Origin of the sequence: Nocardia sp. NPDC002869 (genome assembly GCF_046764065.1) — a bacterium.
GTDB classification, from domain to species: domain Bacteria; phylum Actinomycetota; class Actinomycetes; order Mycobacteriales; family Mycobacteriaceae; genus Nocardia; species Nocardia rhamnosiphila.
The window spans coordinates 1-21,771 of sequence record NZ_JBKOOL010000097.1 but is presented as its reverse complement, the minus strand read 5'-3'; the positions used below and the strand labels follow the sequence as shown (position 1 = coordinate 21,771).

General features: G+C 68.4%; 21 protein-coding genes. 9 read left to right on the top strand and 12 right to left on the bottom strand.

Annotation, left to right across the window (positions count from 1 at the left end; translation table 11 throughout):
- Nucleotides 1-234: 234 nt before the first annotated feature.
- Nucleotides 235-1,068, top strand: coding sequence for an HAD family hydrolase (locus ACLML9_RS18490; RefSeq protein WP_411946698.1), 834 nt, complete (start codon nucleotides 235-237; stop codon nucleotides 1,066-1,068).
- 458 nt (nucleotides 1,069-1,526) lie between these two features.
- On the opposite strand, the gene ACLML9_RS18485 is transcribed toward ACLML9_RS18490, so the two are convergent.
- From ACLML9_RS18485 to ACLML9_RS18465, 5 genes are all read right to left on the bottom strand, one after another.
- A complete protein-coding gene (locus ACLML9_RS18485; protein WP_411946697.1) occupies nucleotides 1,527-2,273 on the bottom strand; it encodes an oxidoreductase in 747 nt (248 codons plus the stop codon).
- Between the two features lie 91 nt (nucleotides 2,274-2,364).
- Complete coding sequence (locus ACLML9_RS18480; RefSeq protein WP_411946696.1) at nucleotides 2,365-4,008, bottom strand: dipeptide ABC transporter ATP-binding protein; 1,644 nt, start codon at nucleotides 4,006-4,008, stop codon at nucleotides 2,365-2,367.
- Between the two features lie 37 nt (nucleotides 4,009-4,045).
- The gene (locus ACLML9_RS18475) at nucleotides 4,046-5,008 is read right to left on the bottom strand and encodes an ABC transporter permease (RefSeq protein WP_411946695.1); all 963 of its coding nucleotides are present in this window, start codon (nucleotides 5,006-5,008) and stop codon (nucleotides 4,046-4,048) included.
- A gap of 14 nt (nucleotides 5,009-5,022) precedes the next feature.
- Entirely contained in the window at nucleotides 5,023-5,949 is a 927-nt protein-coding gene (locus ACLML9_RS18470; protein WP_411946694.1) for an ABC transporter permease, read from the bottom strand.
- A gap of 40 nt (nucleotides 5,950-5,989) precedes the next feature.
- A complete protein-coding gene (locus tag ACLML9_RS18465; RefSeq protein ID WP_411946693.1) occupies nucleotides 5,990-7,603 on the bottom strand; it encodes an ABC transporter substrate-binding protein in 1,614 nt (537 codons plus the stop codon).
- A 276-nt stretch (nucleotides 7,604-7,879) separates the two neighbouring features.
- Between ACLML9_RS18465 and acs the strand changes: the two genes are divergently transcribed.
- From acs to ACLML9_RS18445, 4 genes are all read left to right on the top strand, one after another.
- The gene (gene acs, locus ACLML9_RS18460; protein WP_411946692.1) at nucleotides 7,880-9,835 is read left to right on the top strand and encodes an acetate--CoA ligase; all 1,956 of its coding nucleotides are present in this window, start codon (nucleotides 7,880-7,882) and stop codon (nucleotides 9,833-9,835) included.
- Nucleotides 9,836-10,048: 213 nt separating this feature from the next.
- Complete coding sequence (nhaA, locus tag ACLML9_RS18455) at nucleotides 10,049-11,263, top strand: Na+/H+ antiporter NhaA (RefSeq protein ID WP_411946691.1); 1,215 nt, start codon at nucleotides 10,049-10,051, stop codon at nucleotides 11,261-11,263.
- Nucleotides 11,264-11,300: 37 nt separating this feature from the next.
- Nucleotides 11,301-11,801: a phage holin family protein gene (locus ACLML9_RS18450; protein WP_030524205.1), complete on the top strand. Its 501-nt coding sequence runs from the start codon at nucleotides 11,301-11,303 to the stop codon at nucleotides 11,799-11,801.
- A gap of 49 nt (nucleotides 11,802-11,850) precedes the next feature.
- Nucleotides 11,851-12,819 (top strand): alpha/beta fold hydrolase, encoded by a 969-nt coding sequence (locus ACLML9_RS18445; RefSeq protein ID WP_411946690.1) that lies wholly within the window; start codon nucleotides 11,851-11,853, stop codon nucleotides 12,817-12,819.
- 61 nt (nucleotides 12,820-12,880) lie between these two features.
- Here ACLML9_RS18445 and ACLML9_RS18440 read toward each other — a convergent pair whose 3' ends face one another.
- From ACLML9_RS18440 to nth, 4 genes are all read right to left on the bottom strand, one after another.
- On the bottom strand, nucleotides 12,881-14,074 hold the full coding sequence (locus ACLML9_RS18440) for a MarP family serine protease (protein WP_411946689.1): 1,194 nt from the start codon (nucleotides 14,072-14,074) through the stop codon (nucleotides 12,881-12,883).
- Entirely contained in the window at nucleotides 14,071-14,775 is a 705-nt protein-coding gene (locus tag ACLML9_RS18435) for an NUDIX hydrolase (RefSeq protein WP_411946688.1), read from the bottom strand. Before ACLML9_RS18435 ends, ACLML9_RS18440 begins: the two co-directional genes overlap by 4 nt.
- A gap of 202 nt (nucleotides 14,776-14,977) precedes the next feature.
- Complete coding sequence (locus ACLML9_RS18430; protein ID WP_411946687.1) at nucleotides 14,978-15,631, bottom strand: TlpA family protein disulfide reductase; 654 nt, start codon at nucleotides 15,629-15,631, stop codon at nucleotides 14,978-14,980.
- On the bottom strand, nucleotides 15,628-16,398 hold the full coding sequence (nth, locus tag ACLML9_RS18425; protein ID WP_411946701.1) for an endonuclease III: 771 nt from the start codon (nucleotides 16,396-16,398) through the stop codon (nucleotides 15,628-15,630). Before nth ends, ACLML9_RS18430 begins: the two co-directional genes overlap by 4 nt.
- Before the next feature lie 169 nt (nucleotides 16,399-16,567).
- Here nth and ACLML9_RS18420 point away from each other — a divergent pair, with 169 nt between their 5' ends.
- Together ACLML9_RS18420 and ACLML9_RS18415 are read left to right on the top strand one after the other, a co-directional pair.
- On the top strand, nucleotides 16,568-16,807 hold the full coding sequence (locus tag ACLML9_RS18420; RefSeq protein WP_081877169.1) for a hypothetical protein: 240 nt from the start codon (nucleotides 16,568-16,570) through the stop codon (nucleotides 16,805-16,807).
- 181 nt (nucleotides 16,808-16,988) lie between these two features.
- Nucleotides 16,989-17,663, top strand: a complete 675-nt coding sequence (locus tag ACLML9_RS18415; RefSeq protein WP_030524212.1) for a Crp/Fnr family transcriptional regulator — start codon at nucleotides 16,989-16,991, stop codon at nucleotides 17,661-17,663.
- A 182-nt stretch (nucleotides 17,664-17,845) separates the two neighbouring features.
- Here the strand turns inward: ACLML9_RS18415 and ACLML9_RS18410 are convergent, their stop codons facing one another.
- The 3 genes from ACLML9_RS18410 to ACLML9_RS18400 form a co-directional block, all read right to left on the bottom strand.
- Nucleotides 17,846-18,661 carry an MBL fold metallo-hydrolase gene (locus ACLML9_RS18410; protein ID WP_411946700.1) on the bottom strand — a complete coding sequence of 272 codons (816 nt, stop codon included), beginning with the start codon at nucleotides 18,659-18,661 and terminating at the stop codon, nucleotides 17,846-17,848.
- Nucleotides 18,662-18,729: 68 nt separating this feature from the next.
- On the bottom strand, nucleotides 18,730-19,215 hold the full coding sequence (locus ACLML9_RS18405; protein WP_411946686.1) for a RidA family protein: 486 nt from the start codon (nucleotides 19,213-19,215) through the stop codon (nucleotides 18,730-18,732).
- A gap of 5 nt (nucleotides 19,216-19,220) precedes the next feature.
- On the bottom strand, nucleotides 19,221-19,385 hold the full coding sequence (locus ACLML9_RS18400; protein ID WP_085995322.1) for a DUF4177 domain-containing protein: 165 nt from the start codon (nucleotides 19,383-19,385) through the stop codon (nucleotides 19,221-19,223).
- Between the two features lie 168 nt (nucleotides 19,386-19,553).
- On the opposite strand from ACLML9_RS18400, the gene ACLML9_RS18395 reads away from it, so the two are divergent.
- Nucleotides 19,554-20,573, top strand: a complete 1,020-nt coding sequence (locus ACLML9_RS18395; RefSeq protein WP_411946699.1) for an ArsA-related P-loop ATPase — start codon at nucleotides 19,554-19,556, stop codon at nucleotides 20,571-20,573.
- Nucleotides 20,570-21,709, top strand: coding sequence for an ArsA family ATPase (locus ACLML9_RS18390; protein ID WP_411946685.1), 1,140 nt, complete (start codon nucleotides 20,570-20,572; stop codon nucleotides 21,707-21,709). Before ACLML9_RS18395 ends, ACLML9_RS18390 begins: the two co-directional genes overlap by 4 nt.
- The last annotated feature ends 62 nt before the right edge of the window (nucleotides 21,710-21,771 follow it).

Sequence of the window (21,771 nt, the reverse complement as noted above, 5' to 3'; positions counted from 1 at the left end):
GGGAGGAGGCTGGGGCCGTCGGGGTTCAGCCCCGGGGGGTCGGGCTGAACACGCCTGGAACATGTCCAGGTGCCAGCAATACTACACCCAAGAACGGGCCGGAACGCAAGCCCGACGACAAAGAAGTTCCACAGGTCACCCTCACTCCCCTCGGGATGGGAAAACCACTGGTCAGCACGCATGCAGGCGCATAGCGGGCACGACACGCGACGCGCTGATGCCTATCCTGGAGCGGTGACGGGCTCCGGTAAAACGACACCATCTCCCGGCGATCGGCACCACGAGAACGGCCGCATCGCCGCCTTCTTCGATCTGGACAAGACGGTGATAGCCAGATCGAGCACTTACGTGTTCAGCAAACCGTTTTTCGATCAGGGCCTGATCAATCGACGGGCCGTACTGGAGAGCAGTTACGCCCACTTCATGTTCCTGCTCTCCGGCGCCGACCACGATCAGATGGAGCGGATGCGGGCGCACCTCACCGATATGGTCGCCGGCTGGGATGTCGCCCAGATCCGGTCGATCGTGGCGGAAACCCTGCACGAGCTGGTGGACCCGCTGATCTACGCGGAGGCCGTCGACCTCATCGCCGACCACCGCATTCGCGGACACGATGTGGTGATCGTCTCCGCCTCGGGCGAGGAAGTGGTGGCTCCGATCGCCGAAGCGCTGGGCGCCACCCATACCGCCGCGACCCGGATGGAGGTCGTGGACGGCAAGTACACCGGCGTGGTCGACTTCTACTGTTACGGCGAAGGAAAGGTCACCGCGATCGAGAAGCTCGCCGCGGCAGAGGGTTACGACCTCGCGCGCTGCTACGCCTATTCCGATTCGATCACCGATCTGCCGATGCTGACCGCGGTCGGCCATCCCACCGCGGTCAATCCCGACCGCGGTCTGCGCCGCGAGGCAACGAACCGGGGCTGGCCCGTACTCGGCTTCTCCAACCCGGTCTCACTGTGGTCACGCTTTCAGGCGCCGTCGAAAACCGTGGCCACGGGGCTCGCCGTCGCGGTCGGCGCACTTGTCGCGGGAGCAGTGACCTACCGACTGCTGCGACGACGATGAACACCCCTTACGACCTGGACTTATAGCATAAGTCTCCGACTGGCGTGCCCGATTTCCATTTGTTCCACGAAGTTGCGTCAGCCCTTGATGTGAGTGCAGTCACAGTGTAAAAATGGAGGCACGGAAGGAAGGAAGGCCAAGGCGGAGCCGGAAGAGAAGGCTCAGTCTCCCGACCCACCCTTCCCAGCACGGACACCTGGCACCCACGCGGAGCTCGCCGCGACAAGGGCAGAAGCGTTGTGGGCCTGCGAAATCCGGTTCGTTGCCGGCGATGGCCTCGCATAGCTGCGGGGATGAGCTGCTGCGGAGCCCGGAGGAACGCCGAGGCCGGAGAACACAACCCAAACCAGCACGCATGGTAACCAGGTAGTCCGTGCTCGCGGGCGGTGAGGTCTTACGACCAAACCGCCCGCTTTGACGTTCAAGGACAGATCTACCCGCGAGCGGATGCGCCCTGATCAGCCGGCAGCGGCGTCCGCTATCGATGTCGCTTCGCGCGCGCCGTCCTCGAGCGCACCGCAGCAGAACAGCACCCAGCCGCCGACACCCTCTGCGGTCCCCGACCCGAACCCGGCCGCCGCGTCCAGATAAGCCTGGCGCCGGCGCAGCCAGAAGACCTCGGGAACGCCGAGCGAGCGAGGGTCGAGCCCACTTGCCACCGTCACCAGCCGGGAGGCGGCCCGGGCGACCAGTCCGTCGGCCGAACCGAACGGTTTCAGGGTCAGCAGCTCACCGTGCACCACGGCCGCGGTGACCGGTGCGGGTGCGGAGGTGGTGAGCAGCGTCTGCGCCAGCACGTCCAGGCGTTCCGCGACGCCGCCGTCGGCGCGCGGACGACCCAATTCGTCCTCCTCGGCGACCAGGTCGGCGGCCGCCAGCAGGTGTAGCCGGGCCAGTGCCTGCAGCGGCGCACGCTCCCAGATGCCGATCAGGTTGCGCAGCGCGTCGCCGTCGAGTACCTGTCCCACCCGCAGCGCACCGGCCAGGATCGGGTCGCTGATCGCGCCGTCGGCCGGCAATTCCGTACTGCCGCCCGCCAACGCCGCCGACGAGCGGGCGGCGCGCACGGAGGCCTCCGCGGCGGTGGTGGCCCAGCCGCGGCGGTTCGCCCGGTGCCGGTGGACCTCGGCCAGCGCGTCGCGGGCCTTGTCGGCGGCGGCCCGGACCCCGGGCAGTTCGATGAGCGGCGCGAGCGGATCGGTCACGGATCAGCACGCTACCGCCGCCGGATCCCGGCTCGGGCGCCAGCCCCGCAGGCGAGCAGCGCCTCGCCGCCGGCGGCGGTAGCGGCCGGGTTCAGCCGGTGAGCAGTTCGCGGCCGGGGATGGCCGCGAGCAGGCGGCGGGTGTACTCCTCGCGCGGGGATTCGAAAATCTCCCCGACCGGGGCCGCTTCGACGATCCGGCCGCCGTGCATCACCAGGACCTCGTCGGCGAGCTGACGGACCACCGCCAGATCGTGGGTGATGAACAGATAGGTCAGGCCCAGTTCGTCCTGGAGCCGGGTGAGCAGATCGAGGATGTTCTGCTGGACCAGGACATCGAGCGCCGAGACCGCTTCGTCGCAGACCAGCAGTTCCGGCTCCAGGGCCAGGGCGCGCGCGATGGCGCCGCGCTGCCGCTGGCCGCCGGACAGCTCGTCGGGATAGCGGTCCAGCACGCTGCCGGGCAGCGCGACGTGTTCCAGCAGTTCGCGGACCCGGCTCTCCCGTTCGGTACGGGTGCCGATCCCGTGGGTTCGCAGTGGTTCGTCGATACAACGATGGATCGAATACAGGGGGTCCAGCGAGGCGTACGGGTTCTGGAAGATCGGTTGCACCCGGCGGCGGAACCGGGTCTGCTCGCGCCCTTTCAGGCGACCGATATCCGCGCCGTCGAAGACAACCGATCCGGAACTGGGTTCCAGCAGACCGAGCACCAGTTGCGCGACCGTGGACTTGCCGGACCCCGACTCCCCGACCAGTGCGGTGGTGCGCCCACGGTGCAGCGTGAACGAGACGTCTTCGACGGCCACGGATTCTCCCGGTCGCCACGGCACCGAACCGCGGGCCCGGTATCTCTTGGTGAGCCGGTCGGCCACCAGGACGGCATCCCGGGTGGCGAGTTCGCGGACTCGCTCCGGCCGCCGGGCGGCCGCCAGGGACGGTGCCGATTCGACCAGTTTGCGGGTGTACTCGTGCCGCGGATCGCGCAACAGTTCCAGCGCGGGCCCCGATTCCACGACCCGGCCGCGATACATCACCACCAGGTGTTCGGCGCGTTCGGCGGCAAGGCCGAGATCGTGGGTGATGAGCAGCATCGCCGTCCCGAACTCACCGGTGAGGCTGTCGATATGGTCGAGGATCCGGCGCTGCACGGTGACATCGAGAGCGGAGGTCGGTTCGTCGGCGATCAGCAGCCCGGGGCGTCCCGACAACGCCATCGCGATCAACGCGCGCTGCCGCAGGCCGCCGGACAATTCGTGCGGGTACTGGTCGACCCGCTGCTCGGGATCCGGTATCCCCGCGGAGCGCAGCAGTTCCACCGCCCGATCCCGGGCGGCGCGGCCGCGGGCGATACCGTTGGCCGCGAGAGTCTCCCGGATCTGGAATCCGATCTTGTGCACCGGATCGAGGTTCGACATCGGGTCCTGCGGAACGAAACCGATTCTCGTACCCCGCAACTCCACCAGGCGCGATTCGGCCGCGCCGGTCAGTTCGGTGCCGTCGAATTCGATACTGCCCGAGACGATCCGGCCGGCGCGCGGGAGCAGGCCGATGATCGCGTGCGCGGTCGTCGATTTCCCGGAACCGCTCTCGCCGACGATGGCCACCGTCTCCCCGGGATACACCGTCAGGTCGACGCCGCATACCGCGTCCACCCGATTGTCCCCGTCTCCGAACGCGATCCGCAGATCCCGGATCCGCAGCAGCGGACGCTCCTCTTGGGCGTTGTCGGTCATATCTGCTCCCCGCCTCGAATCCGTTCGCCCACAGTGATCACCTCGACGCCCGGCCTTTCGGATCCAGGGCGTCGCCGAGTGCGTCACCGAGCATGATGAAACCGAGAACCGTCAGCGCCAGCGCGGTGGCCGGATAGAACAGGATCAGCGAACCGCCGCGCAACTGCTGCTGACCGGTGGCGATATCGGCGCCCCAGGAGACTTCGGTGGGCGGCAGGCCGACACCCAGGAACGACAGGGTGGCCTCGGTGACGATGAAGACCCCGAGCCAGATCGCGGTCACCACGATCACCGGACCCAGCGAGTTCGGCAGCACGTGCCGGACCAGGATGCCGAAGCGGGAGACGCCGAGCGCCCGGGCCGCCAGTACGTATTCGCTGTTCTTCGCGGCGATCACCGCGCCGCGGGCGATCCGGGCCGCCTGCGGCCAGGTGAAACCGGCGAGGGTGACGATCACCAGCCCGACCGTGCGCGTAGTCGACAGCTGCATCAGCACGATGGCGGCGAGCATCAGCGGGACGGCGTACACGATCTCGGAGATCCGGGATATCACCGAATCGAGCGGGCCGCCGTAGTAACCGGCCAGCGCGCCGAGGGTCGCGCCGATCAGTACGAACAGCAGGGCCGCGCCGACCCCGACGAGGACCGAGGCCCGCGCCCCGTAGACGGTACGGGCATAGATATCGCAGCCCTGCAGGTCGAATCCGAACCAGTGCGCCGAACTGGGCGGCAACAGACTGTTGTCGACCACGCAGTAGCGCGGGTCCTGATCGGTGAACAGCCCCGGAAGGGCCGCCACCACCAGGACCAGGGCGATGAGCGCCATCGCGATCAGGAACAGTGGATTGCGGCGCAGACCGCGCCAGGCCTGCCCCCAGAACCCCCGCGGTGCGCCCGCCACCCGCACCCGATCGGTGGTTTCCACGGTCACTGCGTCCGCCGCGGCGACCCAGCGTTGCCGGTCGGGCCTGGTCGGCCGGGCCGGCTTGTCATCGGACATGACCGCACTCCTGTTCAGGCATAGCGAATCCGCGGATCGAGCACGGCGTACAGCAGGTCCACCAGCAGGTTGGCGAGCAGGAACACCACGATCAGGACCGTGACGAACGAGACGACCGTCGGGGCTTCTCCCCGGACGACCGCCTGGTAGAGGGTGCCGCCGACGCCCGGGATGTTGAAGATGCCCTCGGTCACGATCGCACCACCCATCAGTGCGCCCAGATCGGCGCCCAGGAAGGTGACCACCGGGATGAGCGAATTGCGCAGGATGTGCACCCGGACCACCCGGCGTCGCGGCAGGCCCTTGGCGGTGGCGGTACGCACGTAGTCGGCGTCCCGGTTCTCGGCCACGGCATTGCGGGTCAGCCGCAGTACATAGGCGAAGGACAACGAGCCGAGCACCAGCGCCGGCACGATCAAGCGACCCCAGCTCGCGTCGGCACCGACGGTGACCGGCGCGATCCCCCATTCGACGCCCAGCAGGTACTGCGCGAGGAAACCGAGGACGAAGACCGGCACCGCGATCACCACCAGGCTCAGCACCAGCATGGTGGAGTCGAACAGCTTGCCCTTGCGCAGCCCGGCCAGCGTCCCGAACAGCACGCCGAACACCGCCTCGAACAGCAGCGCCAGCAGCGTGAGCCGGATGGTGATCGGAAAAGCACGGGCCAGTTCGTCTTTCACCGAACGGCCGGAGAACGTGGTGCCGAGATCGAAGGTGAAGATGCCCTTCAGGTAGTAGAGGTACTGCACCAGGAAGGAGCGGTCGAGGTGGTAGCGCGCCTTCAGCTGCGCTTCCAGCGCGGGCGTGAGGGTGCGGTCACCGGCCAGCGCGGCGACCGAGCCGCCGGAGACCTTGTAGATCAGGAAGTAGATGAGCAGGGTCGCGCCGAAGAACACCGGGATCATCTGCAGCAGCCGCCGCACTACATACCACGCCATGGGCACTCCTGCGGTCGGGGCGAGGATTCGCCGGCAGCGGTCATATCAGCTCGATGTTCTCGAAATCGGCCAGGCCGTTCCAGCCGAAGACGACCCCGCGCACCCGCTCGGAGTACCCGGCCGAGTTGACGTAGTCGAAGATCGGGATGGTCGGCATATCGCGCAACAGCAGCGTCTGCGCCCGGCCCACCAGCGCCCACGAGTCGGCCTCGGTGGATGCCGCCTCGGCGGCCGCGACGAGCGCGTCGAATTCCGGGTTGTGGTAGTCGAAATCGTTGGTCTCGGAGTTGCTCAGGAAACCCGGCTCCAGGAACTGCAGCATGGTCGGATAGTCGCCCTGCCAGCCCGACCGGAACGCTTTGCCGACGGTCCGGGAGGTGATCTGATCGCGCAGTTGTTTGAACGTCGGCAGGGCCGCGCCCACGGCCTCGATACCGAGGGTGTTCTTGATGCTGTTGGCGACCGCGTCCACCCACGCCTGATGGTCGCCGTCGGCGTTGTAGGCGATCTCGAAACGCCCGGACCACGGTGCGATCTCATCGGCCTTCGCCCACAGCCGGCGCGCCTCGTCGGGGTTGTAGTCCAGCAGCTGCGCGCCCGGCAGATCACCGTCGTAGCCCGGAAGTACCCGGGAGGTGTAGTCGCGGGCGGGGGCGCGGGTGCCCCGGAAGATCTTGTCGCCGATGGCCTGCCGCTGGATGGCCATGGAGATCGCGTGCCGGCGCAGCCGGCCTTCCTCTCCGCCGAAATGCGGCAGGCCCGGCTGGGTCCCGATCCACTGGTTCTGTGCGGTCGGGGCCGAGACCGCCCGCTCCCCCAGATCGTCGTCCACGACGGTCAGCGCGCTGGAGGGAACCGTATCCAGCACATCGAGGTTGCCGGCCAGCAGATCGGCGTAGGCGGCGTCGAAGTCCGAATAGAACACGAAGGTCAGGCCCTTGTTACGGGCCGGACGCCCGCCCCGGTAGCTCTCGTTGGGCACCAGGTCCAGTTTCACATCGTGCTGCCAGGCGTCGGCGGCCGCGAAGCGGTACGGCCCGTTGCCGATCGGTCGCTGCCCGAACGCCTCCATATCCGGGTACGCCGCCGCGGGCAGCGGATAGAACGGGGCATAGGCCAGCCGGGTCCGGAAGTCGATGGTGGGCTCTTTCAGCGCGACGGTGAAGGTGAGATCGTCGAGAACCCGCAGCCCCGACATGGTCCGCGCCCGGGGCGGGTCGGCCTGTACGTCCTCGAACCCGGCGATCGGCGCATAGGTGTAGCTCTGCAGCTGCGCGTTGGTGACCAGGGCGCCGTAGTTCCAGGCGTCGACGAACGAATGCGCGGTCACCGGGGAACCGTCGGTGAACGTCCAGCCGGGTTTCAGCCGGATCCGGTAGAACTGCTGATCGGTGGTCTCGATCGATTCGGCGACCTCGTCGTGCAGACTGCCGTCCGCCGCGATGCGGCGCAGTCCGGCGAACAACCGGTCCACGATGCGCCCGCCGCCGTTCTCGTTGGTATTCGACGGGACCAGCGGGTTCTGTGGTTCGGACCCGTTGACCGCGATCGATTCACCGAGAGCCGGTGTCACCGTGCAGGCCGGCAGTACCGTCACGCCGACCAGAACGAGTACCAGGGCGGCCGCCCGCAGCACCCACGACGATCCCCTCACACACCCTCCCGGCTCGTCACGACCACGGCCTCGGCACCCCGCAGAGTTGTCAGCAGACTATAGGGCCCGTTGCGCGTTCCCGCCGGGTTCGTGAACTCTCGTATCGACGGCGTGACCGCCGCCACCGCGCCGCGGGCGGCCGTTCGTCGGACGCCGACTGCCGCTCACCGGGCACCGGCGACCATTCGTCCCGGGATCACCTCGGCGGGCCGGAACGAGAGTCTAGGGTCACATATGGCCCTTTATGGTGCAGGTAACGCGAAGGAAGTGACTCAGATGACCGAAACCGCCGATCACCCGGACGCCTACCCGCCGAGTGCGGAGTTCGCTGCCGCGGCGAATGTCGATGCCGGTATCTACGAGCGTGCCGCGCAGGACCGCGAAGCGTTCTGGGCCGAACAGGCCGACCACCTGCACTGGCACGAGCGGTGGAGCCAGGTACTCGACTGGACCGACGCACCGGTCGCGAAATGGTTCGTCGGCGGCCGGCTCAATGTCGCCTACAACTGCGTGGACCGGCATGTGCTGGAGGGGCGCGGCGACAAGGTCGCGCTGCACTGGGAGGGCGAACCGGGCGATTCCCGCACCATCACCTATTCCGATCTGCTCACCGAGGTGAGCCGGGCCGCCAACTACCTGACCGAACTCGGGCTGACCGCGGGCGACCGGGTCGCGATCTATATGCCGATGATTCCCGAGACCATCGTGGCGATGCTGGCCTGTGCCCGTCTCGGGCTGCCGCATTCGCTGGTCTTCGCCGGTTTCTCGCCGACCGCGCTGCGCCAGCGGATCGACGACGCCGAAGCGCGGCTGGTCATCACCGTCGACGGTCAGTGGCGACGCGGTAATCCCGCACCGCTGAAAGAAGCCGTCGACGAGGCGCTGCTCGCCAGGGGCGATGCGCCCTCCAGCGTCGAACACGTCCTGGTGGTCCGCCGGGTCGGCACCGAGGTCGAGTGGACCGAGGGTCGCGACCTCTGGTGGCACGAGTCGGTCGCGCAGGCCGATCCGGTGCACGAGGCGCAGGCCTTCGATGCCGAACACCCCCTGTTCATCCTGTACACGTCGGGGACCACCGGTAAGCCCAAGGGCATCCTGCACACCAGCGGCGGCTACCTCACCCAGACCAGCTATACCCACCGGGTGGTCTTCGACCACAAACCCGAAACCGATGTGTACTGGTGCACCGCCGATGTGGGCTGGGTGACCGGGCACAGCTATATCGTCTACGGCCCGCTGGCCAACGGCGCCACCCAGGTGCTCTACGAGGGCACGCCGAATTTCCCCGACGAGCATCGGCACTGGCAGATCATCGAGAAGTACGGCGTCACCATCTACTACACGGCGCCGACGCTGGTGCGCACCTTCATGAAATGGGGCCGCCAGATCCCCGATGCGCATGATCTGTCCAGCATCCGCGTGCTCGGGTCGGTCGGCGAACCCATCAACCCGGAGGCCTGGCGCTGGTACCGGGACGTGATCGGCTCCGGCACCGCCCCGATCGTGGACACCTGGTGGCAGACCGAGACCGGCGCCATCATGATCTCGCCGCTGCCCGGTATCACCGCGACCAAACCGGGCGCCGCCATGACCCCCGTGCCCGGTGTATCGGCCGCGGTGGTCGACGAAGAGGGCAAGACCGTGCGGCGCGGCGAGACCGAGGCCAACGGCTATCTGGTCCTGGACCAGCCGTGGCCGTCGATGCTGCGTGGTATCTGGGGCGATATGGAGCGGTACCGGGCCACCTACTGGGATCGTTTCGCCGACCAGGGCTGGTACTTCGCCGGCGACGGCGCCAAACTCGATGTCAACGGCGACCTCTGGGTACTGGGCCGGGTCGACGATGTGATGAATGTTTCCGGTCATCGCATCTCCACCGCCGAAGTGGAATCGGCGCTGGTGGGGCACTCCGGCGTGGCGGAGGCGGCGGTGGTCGGCGCCAGCGACGAGACGACCGGTCAGGGCATCGTGGCCTTCGTCATCCTCACCGCCGAGGCCACCGACACCGGGGCCGCGATGGTCGACGAACTCAAGGCCGAGGTGGCCCGCGAGATCAGTCCGATCGCCCGCCCGCGCGAGATCCACGTGGTGCCCGAACTGCCGAAGACCCGCAGCGGCAAGATCATGCGCCGGTTGCTGCGCGATGTGGCCGAGGGCCGGGAGCTCGGTGATACCTCGACCCTGGTCGATCCGCAGGTCTTCGAATCCATCCGGGCCGGCCGGGCCGACTGACCGAAACCGATCCGGGTGCCCGCCCACGCCAACCCACGGCCTTCTCCGGCCGGTCGGCTTGCGTGGGCGGGACCCGTTTCGCGGCGTCGGGGCGGCGCCAATACAATTGCTCCAGGTGTGCCGGGAAGTCTGGTCGGCGAGATGCGCGCGTGTCCACGGAAGAAAACTTCCACGGCGGGCGCGGTAGACGTCCATGCGACCGAGAGGTTTCCCGTGGTCACCAACCCCCGGCTGGAACTCGCCCGATACCTGCGCACCGAAACCGTCGGGGGCGCACTGTTGCTCATCGCGGCCGCGGTGGCGTTGCTCTGGGTGAACTCGCCGTGGGGCCAGAGCTACCTCACACTCACCGAAACCCGTCTGGCGATCCCGCCGCTGCACCTGGACCTCACCCTGGCCGACTGGGTGCAGGACGGACTGCTCGCCGTCTTCTTCTTCGTGGCCGGTCTCGAACTCAAACGCGAACTCGTCGTGGGCGAACTCGCCGACCCCAAACGCGCCGCGCTCCCGATCATCGCGGCCGCCGGCGGGGTGGTGACCCCGGCGATCATCGCCTACACGGTGGGTTTCGGGGTCGACGGGATGGACCGCGGCTGGGCGATTCCGGTCGCCACGGATATCGCCTTCGCCCTCGCGGTGCTGGCCATGACCGGTTCCCGGATCCCGGCCGGCGCACGGGTCTTCCTTCTGAGCCTGGCCGTGGTCGACGATCTGATGGCGATCGCGCTCATCGCGGTACTGTTCACCACCGGCTTGGCTTTCGCCTGGCTGGCGGCCGCACTGGTCTGTTGCGCGGGCTGGTGGTTCGCACAGCACAAGCGGTGGACCTCCCCGCTGATCTACATTCCATTGGCCCTGGTCTGCTGGTACGCGCTGCACGAAGCGCATATCCATCCGACGCTGGCGGGCGTGGCCTGCGGTCTGCTCACCCGGGTCCGGCCGGACGAGGGCGAAGCCGAAGCCCCGGCCGCCCGCTGGGAGCACCGTTTCCAACCCATTTCGGCCGGGCTGTGCGTACCACTGTTCGCGCTCTTCGCGGCCGGGGTACCGATCAACGCGGAGGTTCTCGGCGATCTGTTCACCGACCGGCTGTCGCTGGCGATCATTCTCGGTCTGCTCATCGGTAAGACCACCGGCATCTTCGGGATCAGCTGGTTGGCCGTCCGTGCCGGAATCGCCGAACGGCCCGCGCATCTGGGTTATCGGGACATGTTCGCCCTGTCGGTGCTGGGCGCGATCGGGTTCACCGTTAGCCTGCTGGTGGCGGAACTGGCATTGGAGGACTATCCCGATTCCGCCGAACTCGCCAAGGCCGCGGTCCTGGTGACGTCCATGGCCGCATCACTGGTCGGTTCGGCGCTACTGTTGCGGCGTGGGCGTGTCCACCGAGCACGGCACGACGCGGATGCGCTAGAACCAGAACAGTAAGACCGAGCAGGATCGGGACAGGAAGAGGGTCGACCACGTGAGTGTCACACAGGGCGGTAACGGAGACGGTGTACGAGGCGGCACGGTCACCTCGATTCCGCTGTCCGAGATCGACCCGCACGCATCGGCCAGTTTCGGCAGTCTGGTCCGCGACGCCTCCGAGCAGGTCTCGACCCTGGTCCGCGCCGAGGTCGCCCTCGCCAAGGCCGAGGTCACCGGTGAGATCAAGAAGGGCCTGCAGGGCAGCGTCTTCTTCATCGGCGCACTGACCGTGCTGCTGTTCAGCAGTTTCTTCTTCTTCTTCGCCGTGGCCGAGACCCTGGACATCTGGCTCACCCGGTGGGCCGCGTTCTGGATCGTCTTCGCGCTCATGATCCTGGTGACCGCGCTGCTGGCGTTCCTCGGCTACCGCAAGGTGAAGAAACTGCGCGCGCCGGAGAAGACCATCGATTCGCTCAAGCAGACCCGTACGGTCCTGCCCTCCGGGTTCGGCAGCCACGACGAGCCCAGCGCGCTGGAGAAGACCACGCAGCGGTAGGCGGGACCGGCACACCGCGACGCCCCGGCGTTCACTACGCTCGGACGTCGTGGCGTCGAACTTTCCACCGGACCCGTCCAGCGTGCGCTTCGGCGGCCCCTGGACGCACCGCGATGTGCACGCCAACGGGATACGCCTGCACATCGCGAGTGCCGGACCGGAGCATCCGGACGCGCCGCTGGTCGTCCTGCTGCACGGGTTCGCGGACTTCTGGTGGTCGTGGCGCCATCAGCTCACCGCACTCGCCGACCTCGGCAACCATGTGGTCGCGGTCGATCTGCGCGGCTACGGCGACAGCGACAAACCGCCGCGCGGCTACGACGGCTGGACACTGGCCGGTGATATCGCCGGGCTGATCCGCGCGCTCGGGCACACCGGCGCGACTCTGGTCGGGCATGCGGACGGTGGGCTGGTCTGCTGGGCGACCGCGGTCCTGCACCCACGGCTGGTCCGGTCGATCGCCGTGGTGTCCTCGCCGCATCCGGCGGCCCTGAAGAGTTCGGTACTGCGGGACAATGCCCAGCGTCGAGCGTGGTTGCCGGAGTTCCTGCGCGACCAGCTTCCCCGCTACCCCGAGCACCGGCTCACCCGCGACGACGGTGCCGGAGCCGTGCGGATCCTGGCCGGCCGCGGCGCGCGGTCCTGGGCGCGCACCGCGGAATTCGCCGCCAGCGCGGACCGGATGCGTTCGGCCATCCAGATTCCCGGGACCGCCCACTGCGGGCTGGAATACCGGCGCTGGGCCTTCCGCAGCCAGTGGCGGGCCGACGGTCGCCGGTTCATGGCCGTGATGCGTCGGCCGATCGATATCCCGGTGGTCTCCATGCGCGGCGAATTCGACCGCTACATCCTGCCCGCCACCGTGCACCGCGGCCCGCAGCTGTCACCGCACCGCCGAGTGGTCACCATCCGGGATGCCGCGCATTTCGCGCATCTGGAGAACCCGGAGGCGGTCACCGCGGAGATCGCGAAACTGCTCGCCGGGACGGACCGGCGAAGACCGGGCCGTTACGCCTGACGAGGTCGGCCCGGCCGGCAGCACCACCCGAGATACCGCCAGCCCGGCCGGCTGCCCGCCGTCAGCTCAGTACGCAGGGGCCGGTGTCCACCGGCGAACCGGCCGAGGGTGCGATATCGATCCGCTCCCGGACCTCGTCGAGGGTGAGCACGTAACCGGTGTCGTCGTCGGTGACGGCGGCGCCGAACACCACGCCCAGCACCTTGCCCTCGGTATCGACCAGGGGGCCACCCGAATTACCGGCCCGCACCGAGCCGCGCACGGTGTACACCTCACGCTCCACCGTGCCGTCCCGGTAGATGGTGGGACCGGTCAGGTCCAGCGTCTCGCGCACCCGGGCCGCGCTCGCCGTGTACCGGCCACCGCCGGGATAGCCGAGCACGATCGCGCTCTCACCTGTTCCGGCCGGCTCCGGAGCCTGCGGAATGACCGGCGCGACCAACCCGGGCACCGACAGCACCGCGATATCCATGGACGGGTCGAATTCGACCACTGTGGCATCCAGCGGTCCGGCCGCGGAATCCACCGTCACACTGGTGGTTCCGGCCACCACGTGCGCATTGGTCATCACCCGCTCCGGCGCCACCACGAACCCGGAACCCTCCAGCGCCCGCTGGCAGCTCGGTGCCACACCGCGGATACGCAGCACGCTCTGCTGCAGGGAAGCGGCGACCGGGCTGGCCAGCACGCTCGGATCCGGCGGTTCCACCGCGGCGATGGGCGCGCGCCCGAACGGGCCGATCACATCCGGCAGGCCCGAGGTGTTGAGCAGTTTGGAGAACTCGTTGGGCAAGTGGCGCAACCAGTCCGGGGCGACCCGGTTGACGTCGGCGAGTACGCGGGAACTGTTGATGGCCGAGGCGATGGCGGGCTGCGACGAGGTCGCCAGCGGAAGGGCCAGCAGCCAGGCCGTCACCAGCACGGCGCCGGTCTGCAGCACCGCGCCGACCGCGCTGTCGGCACCGCGCGCGAAGGGATGGGTCATCCCGCTGCGCGCCGCCCGGCCCAGCACCATGCCGGCGACCTCGCCGACGATCACCAGCAGCACGATGAGCAGGACCCCGGCCAGTACCCGGCTGCGGCCCTCGTCGATGTGCAAGAGAATGTGCGGGGCGATCAGGATGCCGGCGACCGCGCCGAGCACCACCCCGAGAAAAGCCAGTGCGGACGCCACCGCCCCCTGCCGCCACCCGGAGGAGGCAGCCAGGAGAGCCAATATGACAACCGCTATATCGAGCCACGCGGAGGAGCTCACAACACCATCCCCACCGCGGCCAACGCCTCTTCCAGATCACGCACGTCGGTTCGGTCCCATTCCGATTCCCAGCCCAGTGAAGTCATGAGTCCGGCCAGTATGCCGCCGGTGAGCCCCCAGACCAACATTCCGTCCACCTGGAAGGCCGGGCTCCGGTACCCGAGCGCGCTGCGCACCAGAAAGCGGTTGGCCGGGTCGAGGAGATCCGCCAGCGGAACCCGCACCACGCGATCGGTTTCCGCCCGGTCCATCACACGCACCTCGCTCGGGGTGCGCCAGTAGGAGACGACGGGGGTCACATCGAAGCGCGACGGCGGAACGAACAGTTTCGGCAGCGTGGTGATCGGCTGCACGCCGGTCCGCTCCAGGCCGGTTTCCTCCCATGCCTCCCGCAGCGCGGTATCGACCGGGCCGTCGTCGCCGGGGTCCACGGCGCCACCGGGGAACGCCACCTGCCCGCGGTGCTGCCGCATGGTGGACGCGCGCTGGGTGAGCAGGACCTCGGCATCGGCGGGCAGCCCGCCGGGCGCGGCCGGGTCGCCGGCCGGATCACCCGCGAAGAGCACCAGCACCGCGGCCTCACGGACTTTGCCCGCCATTGTGCGCCGCAGGATCCGCGTCCGGCCCAGGGTGTCGGAGAAATCGGGGCGGCCCGGCCCCTCCGCCCCACTAAGCCAGGGCGGCACTCGATCTTCGCTCACAAAGCCTCCCTCGAGGGGGTTACCTGCAGTCCGCGGAGGCCGAAACGTTGGCGGAGGTATCGCCTCGTCGGGCCTCCCCCCGGCGGGATTACATCCGGTCGGCGGAGGCCGAAACGTTGGCGGAGGTATCGCCTCATCGGGCCTCCCCGCGGCGGGATTACATCCGGTCGGCGGAGGCCGAAGCGAAGGCGGAGGTATCGCCTCACGCGGTGACTCCCAGTGCGCCGGCCACACTTGCGGCGATATCGTCGGCGTCGCGGAACGGACGGGCGACATAGTCCGCGATCGAACCGTCCGGGCGGACCAGGACGGTGATCGGCAGGGCGGTAGGCGCCTGCGCGGCGGCACGGACCCGGGCGTCGGGGTCCTGCATGCCCGGCAGGTGCAGTTCCGCGCGCCCCTGCGCCCGCAGATCGTCGTTGAGCGCGGCGAGCAGCGCGAGTGCTTTCGCCTCGTCCGGGTCACTGTGCACCGTGATCACCTGCACCGCGGAGCCCGCCCGGTCGGCGTATTCCTGGAAGAGCGGTAGTTCGGTACGGCACGGCCGGCACCAGTACGCCCAGAGGTTGAGCACGACGGGCCGGCCGGTGAGGCGGCCCGGGTACGCCGGCGCGGCATCGGCCAGACAGCTCAGCACCAGATCCGTCAGTGGACCCGGACGCTCCGCCGGCGCCGCAGCGGTGGGGCATTGCGCGGCCCCCGATGCCGCCCGCAGCGCGGGTTCGATCGTCCGGGGGGGTCGGGGGACGGGCCCGGCGTTTTCCGAACCACCGCGCGGCCAGAAAGCGATCGCGGCCGCCAATCCCACGATTACCGCCGTCAATGCCCATTTCCAGAGAACCGGTACGCGACTCAACGGCCCACCAGTTCGAGCAGATGCGGCGCCTCGGGCCCCTTCACGAGTTCGGCCGCCGCTTCCGGATCGGTGGGCCCGGCCCCGAAGGAGGGGCAGTCCTTTGCCAGCAGGCAGACCCCGCACGCCGGCTTCCGGGCATGACAGACCCGGCGCCCGTGGAAGATCACCCGGTGCGACAGCATCGTCCACTCCTTGCGCTCGATCAGCGCACCGATCGCGTGTTCGACTTTTACCGGGTCCTCCTCGGTGGTCCACCCCCAGCGGCGCACCAACCGGCCGAAATGGGTATCGACGGTGATCCCCGGAATTCCGAATGCGTTACCGAGAATCACATTGGCGGTTTTTCGGCCGATGCCCGGTAAACGGACCAGCTCCGCCATCGTGTGAGGTAATTCACCGTCATAGTGTTCGAGGAGTGCCTGTCCGAGGCCGATGAGTGAATTCGCCTTGTTGCGATAGAAACCCGTGGGGCGGATGAGTTCTTCCAGCTCCGCACGGTTGGCCTCGGCATATGCCCGCGCGTCGGGATAGGCGGCGAACAGAGCGGGAGTGGTCATATTCACTCGCACATCCGTGCATTGCGCCGACAGGATCGTGGCCACCGCGAGTTCCAGCGGAGTACCGAAATCCAACTCGCAATGGGCGTCGGGAAATGCGCGCGCCAGAAGCCGGTTCATCCGGCGGGCGCGACGCACCAGACCCAAACGCGTTTCCGCCGGTCGAGTACTGGATTTACGCGTGCGCGCCGCGTCGGCGGCCGGGCGCACGACAGCCGCCTCGGCAGTGCCGGAAATGTCGCTTCCGACGGTTTCTGAGGGGGAGGTACGCACCCGTCCACCATACGGAACCGTCCGACAACGTTGTCTTCTCAGTTCTACTCCCGTATTCCATCTGAGACCTCGACCGTGTTAACTACCCGGCATGCAAGGACTCGCTGTGGTGCTCTTCCCAGTGGTGTTGATGCTGTTCGCACTCGGCATGGAACGGGTGGAGAACCGTCTGCGCAAACTTCTCGAGCCCGACGAGGAAGTCCAGGCCTACCTGGACAAGGCCAGCAACGCCGAGGTCAACGAGCTGACGAAGCTCGGACTACCGGCGGCGGTCGCGCGTATGCGCCGCCGCCGTAATCGCAGCGAGGAGGCGCGCGAGACCGTCGACATCGCCCGTGCGAGCTGATCGACCAGGCCCGAATGCGGGCCGATCGCGCGGGCGGCCGTACCGCCCCGACTCGCCCACGGTTAACCTTCCTTACGTGGTGTCTGTCACTGCGCGGCGATAAGGCCGCGTAGACTGCACTGTCGGCCGAACCGCATCGGTCCGCCCGACGACTACAGCCATTTCCCTAAGGAGCACATTCGTGGACGAGGCCCTCGCCAGAGCAGGCATCTTCCAAGGCGTTGAGCCCACCGCGGTGGCTGCGCTCGCCAAACAGCTGCAGCCCGTGGATTTCCCTCGCGGCCACGTCATCTTCAACGAGGGCGAACCGGGTGATCGGCTGTACATCATCACGTCCGGCAAGGTGAAGCTGGGCCGCCGGTCCCCGGACGGCCGGGAGAACCTGCTGACCATCATGGGTCCGTCGGATATGTTCGGCGAGCTGTCGATCTTCGATCCGGGGCCACGTACCTCGACGGCCACCACGGTGACCGAGGTGCGCGCGGTGACCATGGATCGGGACGCGCTCAAGTCGTGGATCGATCAGCGACCCGAGATCGCCGAACAGCTGCTGCGGGTACTCGCCCGCCGGCTGCGCCGGACCAACAACAACCTGGCGGACCTGATCTTCACCGACGTCCCCGGCCGGGTCGCCAAGGCGCTGCTGCAGCTCGCCCAGCGGTTCGGCACCCAGGAGGCCGGCGCGCTGCGGGTGACCCACGACCTGACCCAGGAGGAGATCGCCCAGCTCGTCGGCGCCTCCCGCGAGACGGTCAACAAGGCGCTCGCCGATTTCGCGCATCGCGGCTGGCTGCGCCTCGAGGGCAAGAGTGTGCTGATCTCCGATTCCGAGCGGCTGGCCCGCCGGGCTCGCTGACACCGCGGCACCGACTTCCCGGCACGCCCGGGTATCCGCCCGATTGCGGAGGGCGGACCCGGCTCCGCCGTCACCGATTGATACCGGCGCGCTCCGCACTTCCGGCGCTACTACGTAGAGCGGGCGGCGCTCCGAGGGTTATCGTCCCCTCGGCGCGCCGCGCGCTGCCGAATACGCTCGACTCAGTTCTGCGTGTCCCGCTCCGACCGCAGATACGTGAGCTGTGATTCCACCGAGCTGCGGGCGGCCGGCCACAGGCTCTCGTCGACATCGGAGTACACCCTGCGCACCACATCCATGGCGTCCGCGTCGGCACCGAGCTCTTGCAGCGCCGCACGGACCTGCGCGAGCCGCTCGTGCCGATGCGCGATGTAGTACCGCGCCACCGGTTCCACATCCGGATGATCCGGACCGTGGGCGGGCAGCAGGGCCCGCCCGGCACCGGCTTCGAGCAACCGGTCCATCGACCCCAGATAGTCCCGAAGCGTGCCGTCGCGATCGAGCACCGTGGTGCCGCGGCCGAGAATGGTGTCCCCGCTCAGGAGCGCGTCCGCGAGCAGGAAACTCACCGAATCGGCCGTATGCCCGGGAGTGTGCAGCACCGTGATCCGCAGACCCGCGGCCTCGACCACTTCACCGTCGGTCAGCACCGCCGCTTCACCGCGCAGGAACTCCGGGTCCATGGCCCGTACCGGTGTCCCGGTCAGCCGCACCAACTCGTCGATACCGCCCGTATGGTCGGGATGCCGATGGGTGATCAGGGTGAGCGCCACCGCGCCGCCGGTCGCCTCGGCGATCGCCGCGATGTGCTTCGGGTCGTCCGGGCCCGGGTCCACCACCACACAGTCCGCGCGATCGGGTGCTCGCAGGATCCAGGTGTTCGTACCGTCCAGAGTCATCGGTCCCGGATTGTTCGCGAGCAGTACCGACGCCGACGGCGTCACCACGCGCAGTTGCCCGTAGGCCGGATGGGTGAGTGTCACCACAACACCTCCAATTCGAAAGTCGCCCGTTCGAATCTATGGGCAACGCGGCAGGTCTGCCGAACCGGGAGCGTCCGTCCTGCTCAGCGCACCTCGGCGATCAGTTCGACCTCCACCGGGGTGTTCTTCGGCAGTTCGAAAACCCCGACCGCCGAGCGCGCGTGCGCGCCCGCGGGCCCGAACACCTCACCGAGGAACTCCGAGGCGCCGTTGATCACCAGCGGCTGATCGGTGAATCCCGGTGCCGAGGCGACGAATCCGACCACCTTCACGATCCGTACGACCTCGTCGAGGCCGACCAGGTCGTGGACGGCGGCCAGCGCGTTCACCGCGCACCAGCGGGCCGCGGCCACCGCCTCGTCGAGCGAGACCTCGGCCCCGACCTTCCCGATCGCCGACAGCTCGCCCGCCACGAACGGCAGCTGTCCGGAGGTGTAGACGTGGTTGCCGGTGCGTATCGCGGGCACGTACGCGGCCACCGGAGCCACCACGGGAGGCACCGTCAGACCGAGCCGGTCGAAGTTGGCCCGCCATTCGGTCACGGGCCGATTCGCTTCGGATTCCGCCATGGCGCTTACTGCTTCGGCCGCTTGAGGTAGGCGACGTGCTGCTCACCGGTCGGCCCGGGCAGCACGGTCACCAGCTCCCAGCCGTCGGCGCCCCACTGATCCAGGATCTGTTTGGTCGCATGCGTCAGCAGCGGTACGGTCGCGTATTCCCACTGGGTCACATCGCTCATGCGCACGGAGCCTACTGGGTGCCGTCCGCGAGGCCCACGGCGCAACCGCGGGTCCGGTGATAGAGGGGCGGTCCCGGTGTCTGGTACACCACATCCGCACAAACCCCAGTATGCGGGCGTCCGTCCAGTGCGAGTTATAGGCTCGCGACCGTGGCAGAACCAACGACGATGTCGGAATCGGCCGAACCGGGCCTGAAGACGGGGTGGCCCGACAGCGCGACGAACGCCCGCCTGCACTACGTATCCGGTAAGGGCGGCACCGGTAAGTCGACGGTGTCCGCGTCCCTGGCACTGGCGTTGGCCGCCGGGGGGCGGCGGGTGCTGCTGGTCGAGGTGGAGAACCGCCAGTCGATCGCCCAACTGTTCGATCTGCCGCCGTTGCCGCCCACCGAAACGAAGATCGCCACCGCCGACGGCGGCGGCGAAGTGGTGGCCCTCGCACTCGATATCGAGCACGCGTTCCTGGAATACCTCGATATGTTCTACAACCTCGGTTTCGCCGGCCGGGCGATGCGCCGGATGGGCGCCATAGATTTCGTCACCACCATCGCGCCGGGCCTGCGCGATGTCATCCTGACCGGCAAGATCAAGGAATGCGTGGTCCGATCCGATAGAACCGGGCGTCCCGTCTACGACGAGGTGGTCGTCGACGCACCGCCGACCGGCCGGATCGCCGGTTTCCTCGACGTCACCCAGGCCATGGCCGAACTCGCCAAGGGCGGCCCGATCGCCGCCCAGGCCGACGGGGTGTCCAAACTGCTGCATTCGGACCAGACGGTGATCCACCTGGTGACGCTGCTCGAGGCACTGCCGGTCCAGGAGACCCTGGACGCCATCGCCGAGCTGCGCGGAAATGATCTGCGTATCGGCAGCGTGATCGTCAACCGGGCCGCGCACAGCCCGCTCAGCGCACAGGCGCGGGCCGCCGCGGCAGCCGGTGAACTCGATACCGACGCCGTGCGCGCCGGATTGGAATCCGCCGGGATCACCCTGTCCGCGGCCGACTTCGCGGGCCTGCTCACCGAGACAGTGGAGCATTCGGCCACCCTCGGCGCCCAGGACACCAGCGCGGCCGAACTGCTGGATCTGGAGGTCGCCCGGCTGCTGCTGCCCGCCCTCCCCAACGGTATGGACCTGGGCGGTCTCTACGAACTGGCCGCCCATTTGAGCGAGCAGGGAGTCCGATGAGCACCCGACCGGCCGGTCCGGCCCCCCTCGACATCTCGACCATCCTCGGCGACCCGACGGCTCGCGTCGTGGTGTGCTGCGGTTCGGGCGGCGTCGGGAAGACCACCACGGCGGCGGCGATCGCGTTGCGCGCGGCCGAACAGGGACGCAAGGTCGTCGTCCTCACCATCGATCCGGCTCGCCGGCTGGCCCAGTCGCTGGGCGTCGCGGACCTGGACAACAGTCCGCAGCGGGTCGAGCTGGGGCCGGAGGCCAAGGGCGAGTTGCACGCCATGATGCTGAACATGCGGCGCACCTTCGACGAGATGGTGCTGGAGCACACCTCCGCCGACAAGGCCGAGCAGATCTTCGCCAACCCCTTCTACCAAGCGGTGGCCTCCTCGTTCGGCGGCACCCAGGAATACATGGCGATGGAGAAGCTGGGCCAGCTCGCCGGGCACCGCGAATGGGATCTGGTTGTCGTGGATACCCCGCCCTCACGCAACGCCCTGGACTTTCTCGATGCCCCCAAACGGCTCGGCACCTTCTTGGAGGGCCGGATGATCCGGGTCATCATGGCGCCCGGCCGGGGCGTGGGGCGGTTCGTCACGGGCGCCATGGCCCTGGCCGTACGCGGGGTGTCGACCATCGTGGGCGGCCAGATGCTCAAGGACGCCTCGAACTTCCTGCAATCACTGGAATCTCTCTTCGGCGGCTTCCAGGAGCGGGCCAATCGCACGTTCGCCATGCTGGCCAAACCCGGTACCCATTTCCTGGTGGTCGCCGCGCCGGAACCCGATGCGCTACGCGAGGCGTCGTTCTTCGTGGACCGGCTGTCCACCGAACAGATGCCGCTGGCCGGGCTGGTACTCAACCGGACCCATCCGATGCTGTGCTCGCTGCCCTCGGATCACGCTCTCACAGCCGCCGACGGGCTCGATGATTCGGATCCGCTATCGGCGGGAGTGCTGCGCGTCCACGCGCAGCGGGTCGCGACCGCACGGCGCGAACAGCATCTGCTGCACCGGTTCACGGGCGCGCATCCGCGGGTGCCGATCGTCTCGGTGACCGCGCTGCCGTTCGATGTGACCGACCTCGACGCACTGCGAGCGGTCGGCGCGCAATTGGCCGGTACGCGGACACCCGAGGACAGCTGAACCGTCCGGGCCGGCTCCGCGCGCCCCGACCGGGCAAACCGCCGGGCACTCGAAATCTCGAG

Bases quoted from the DNA above. Each gene is read 5' to 3' on its own strand.
- ACLML9_RS18480 (WP_411946696.1), bottom strand. From the start codon at position 4,008: ATGACCGACAACGCCCAAGAGGAGCGTCCGCTGCTGCGGATCCGGGAT.
- ACLML9_RS18475 (WP_411946695.1), bottom strand. From the start codon at position 5,008: ATGTCCGATGACAAGCCGGCCCGGCCGACCAGGCCCGACCGGCAACGC.
- ACLML9_RS18470 (WP_411946694.1), bottom strand. From the start codon at position 5,949: ATGGCGTGGTATGTAGTGCGGCGGCTGCTGCAGATGATCCCGGTGTTC.
- acs (WP_411946692.1), top strand. From the start codon at position 7,880: ATGACCGAAACCGCCGATCACCCGGACGCCTACCCGCCGAGTGCGGAG.
- ACLML9_RS18405 (WP_411946686.1), bottom strand. From the start codon at position 19,215: ATGGCGGAATCCGAAGCGAATCGGCCCGTGACCGAATGGCGGGCCAAC.
- ACLML9_RS18400 (WP_085995322.1), bottom strand. From the start codon at position 19,385: ATGAGCGATGTGACCCAGTGGGAATACGCGACCGTACCGCTGCTGACG.
- ACLML9_RS18395 (WP_411946699.1), top strand. From the start codon at position 19,554: ATGTCGGAATCGGCCGAACCGGGCCTGAAGACGGGGTGGCCCGACAGC.
- ACLML9_RS18390 (WP_411946685.1), top strand. From the start codon at position 20,570: ATGAGCACCCGACCGGCCGGTCCGGCCCCCCTCGACATCTCGACCATC.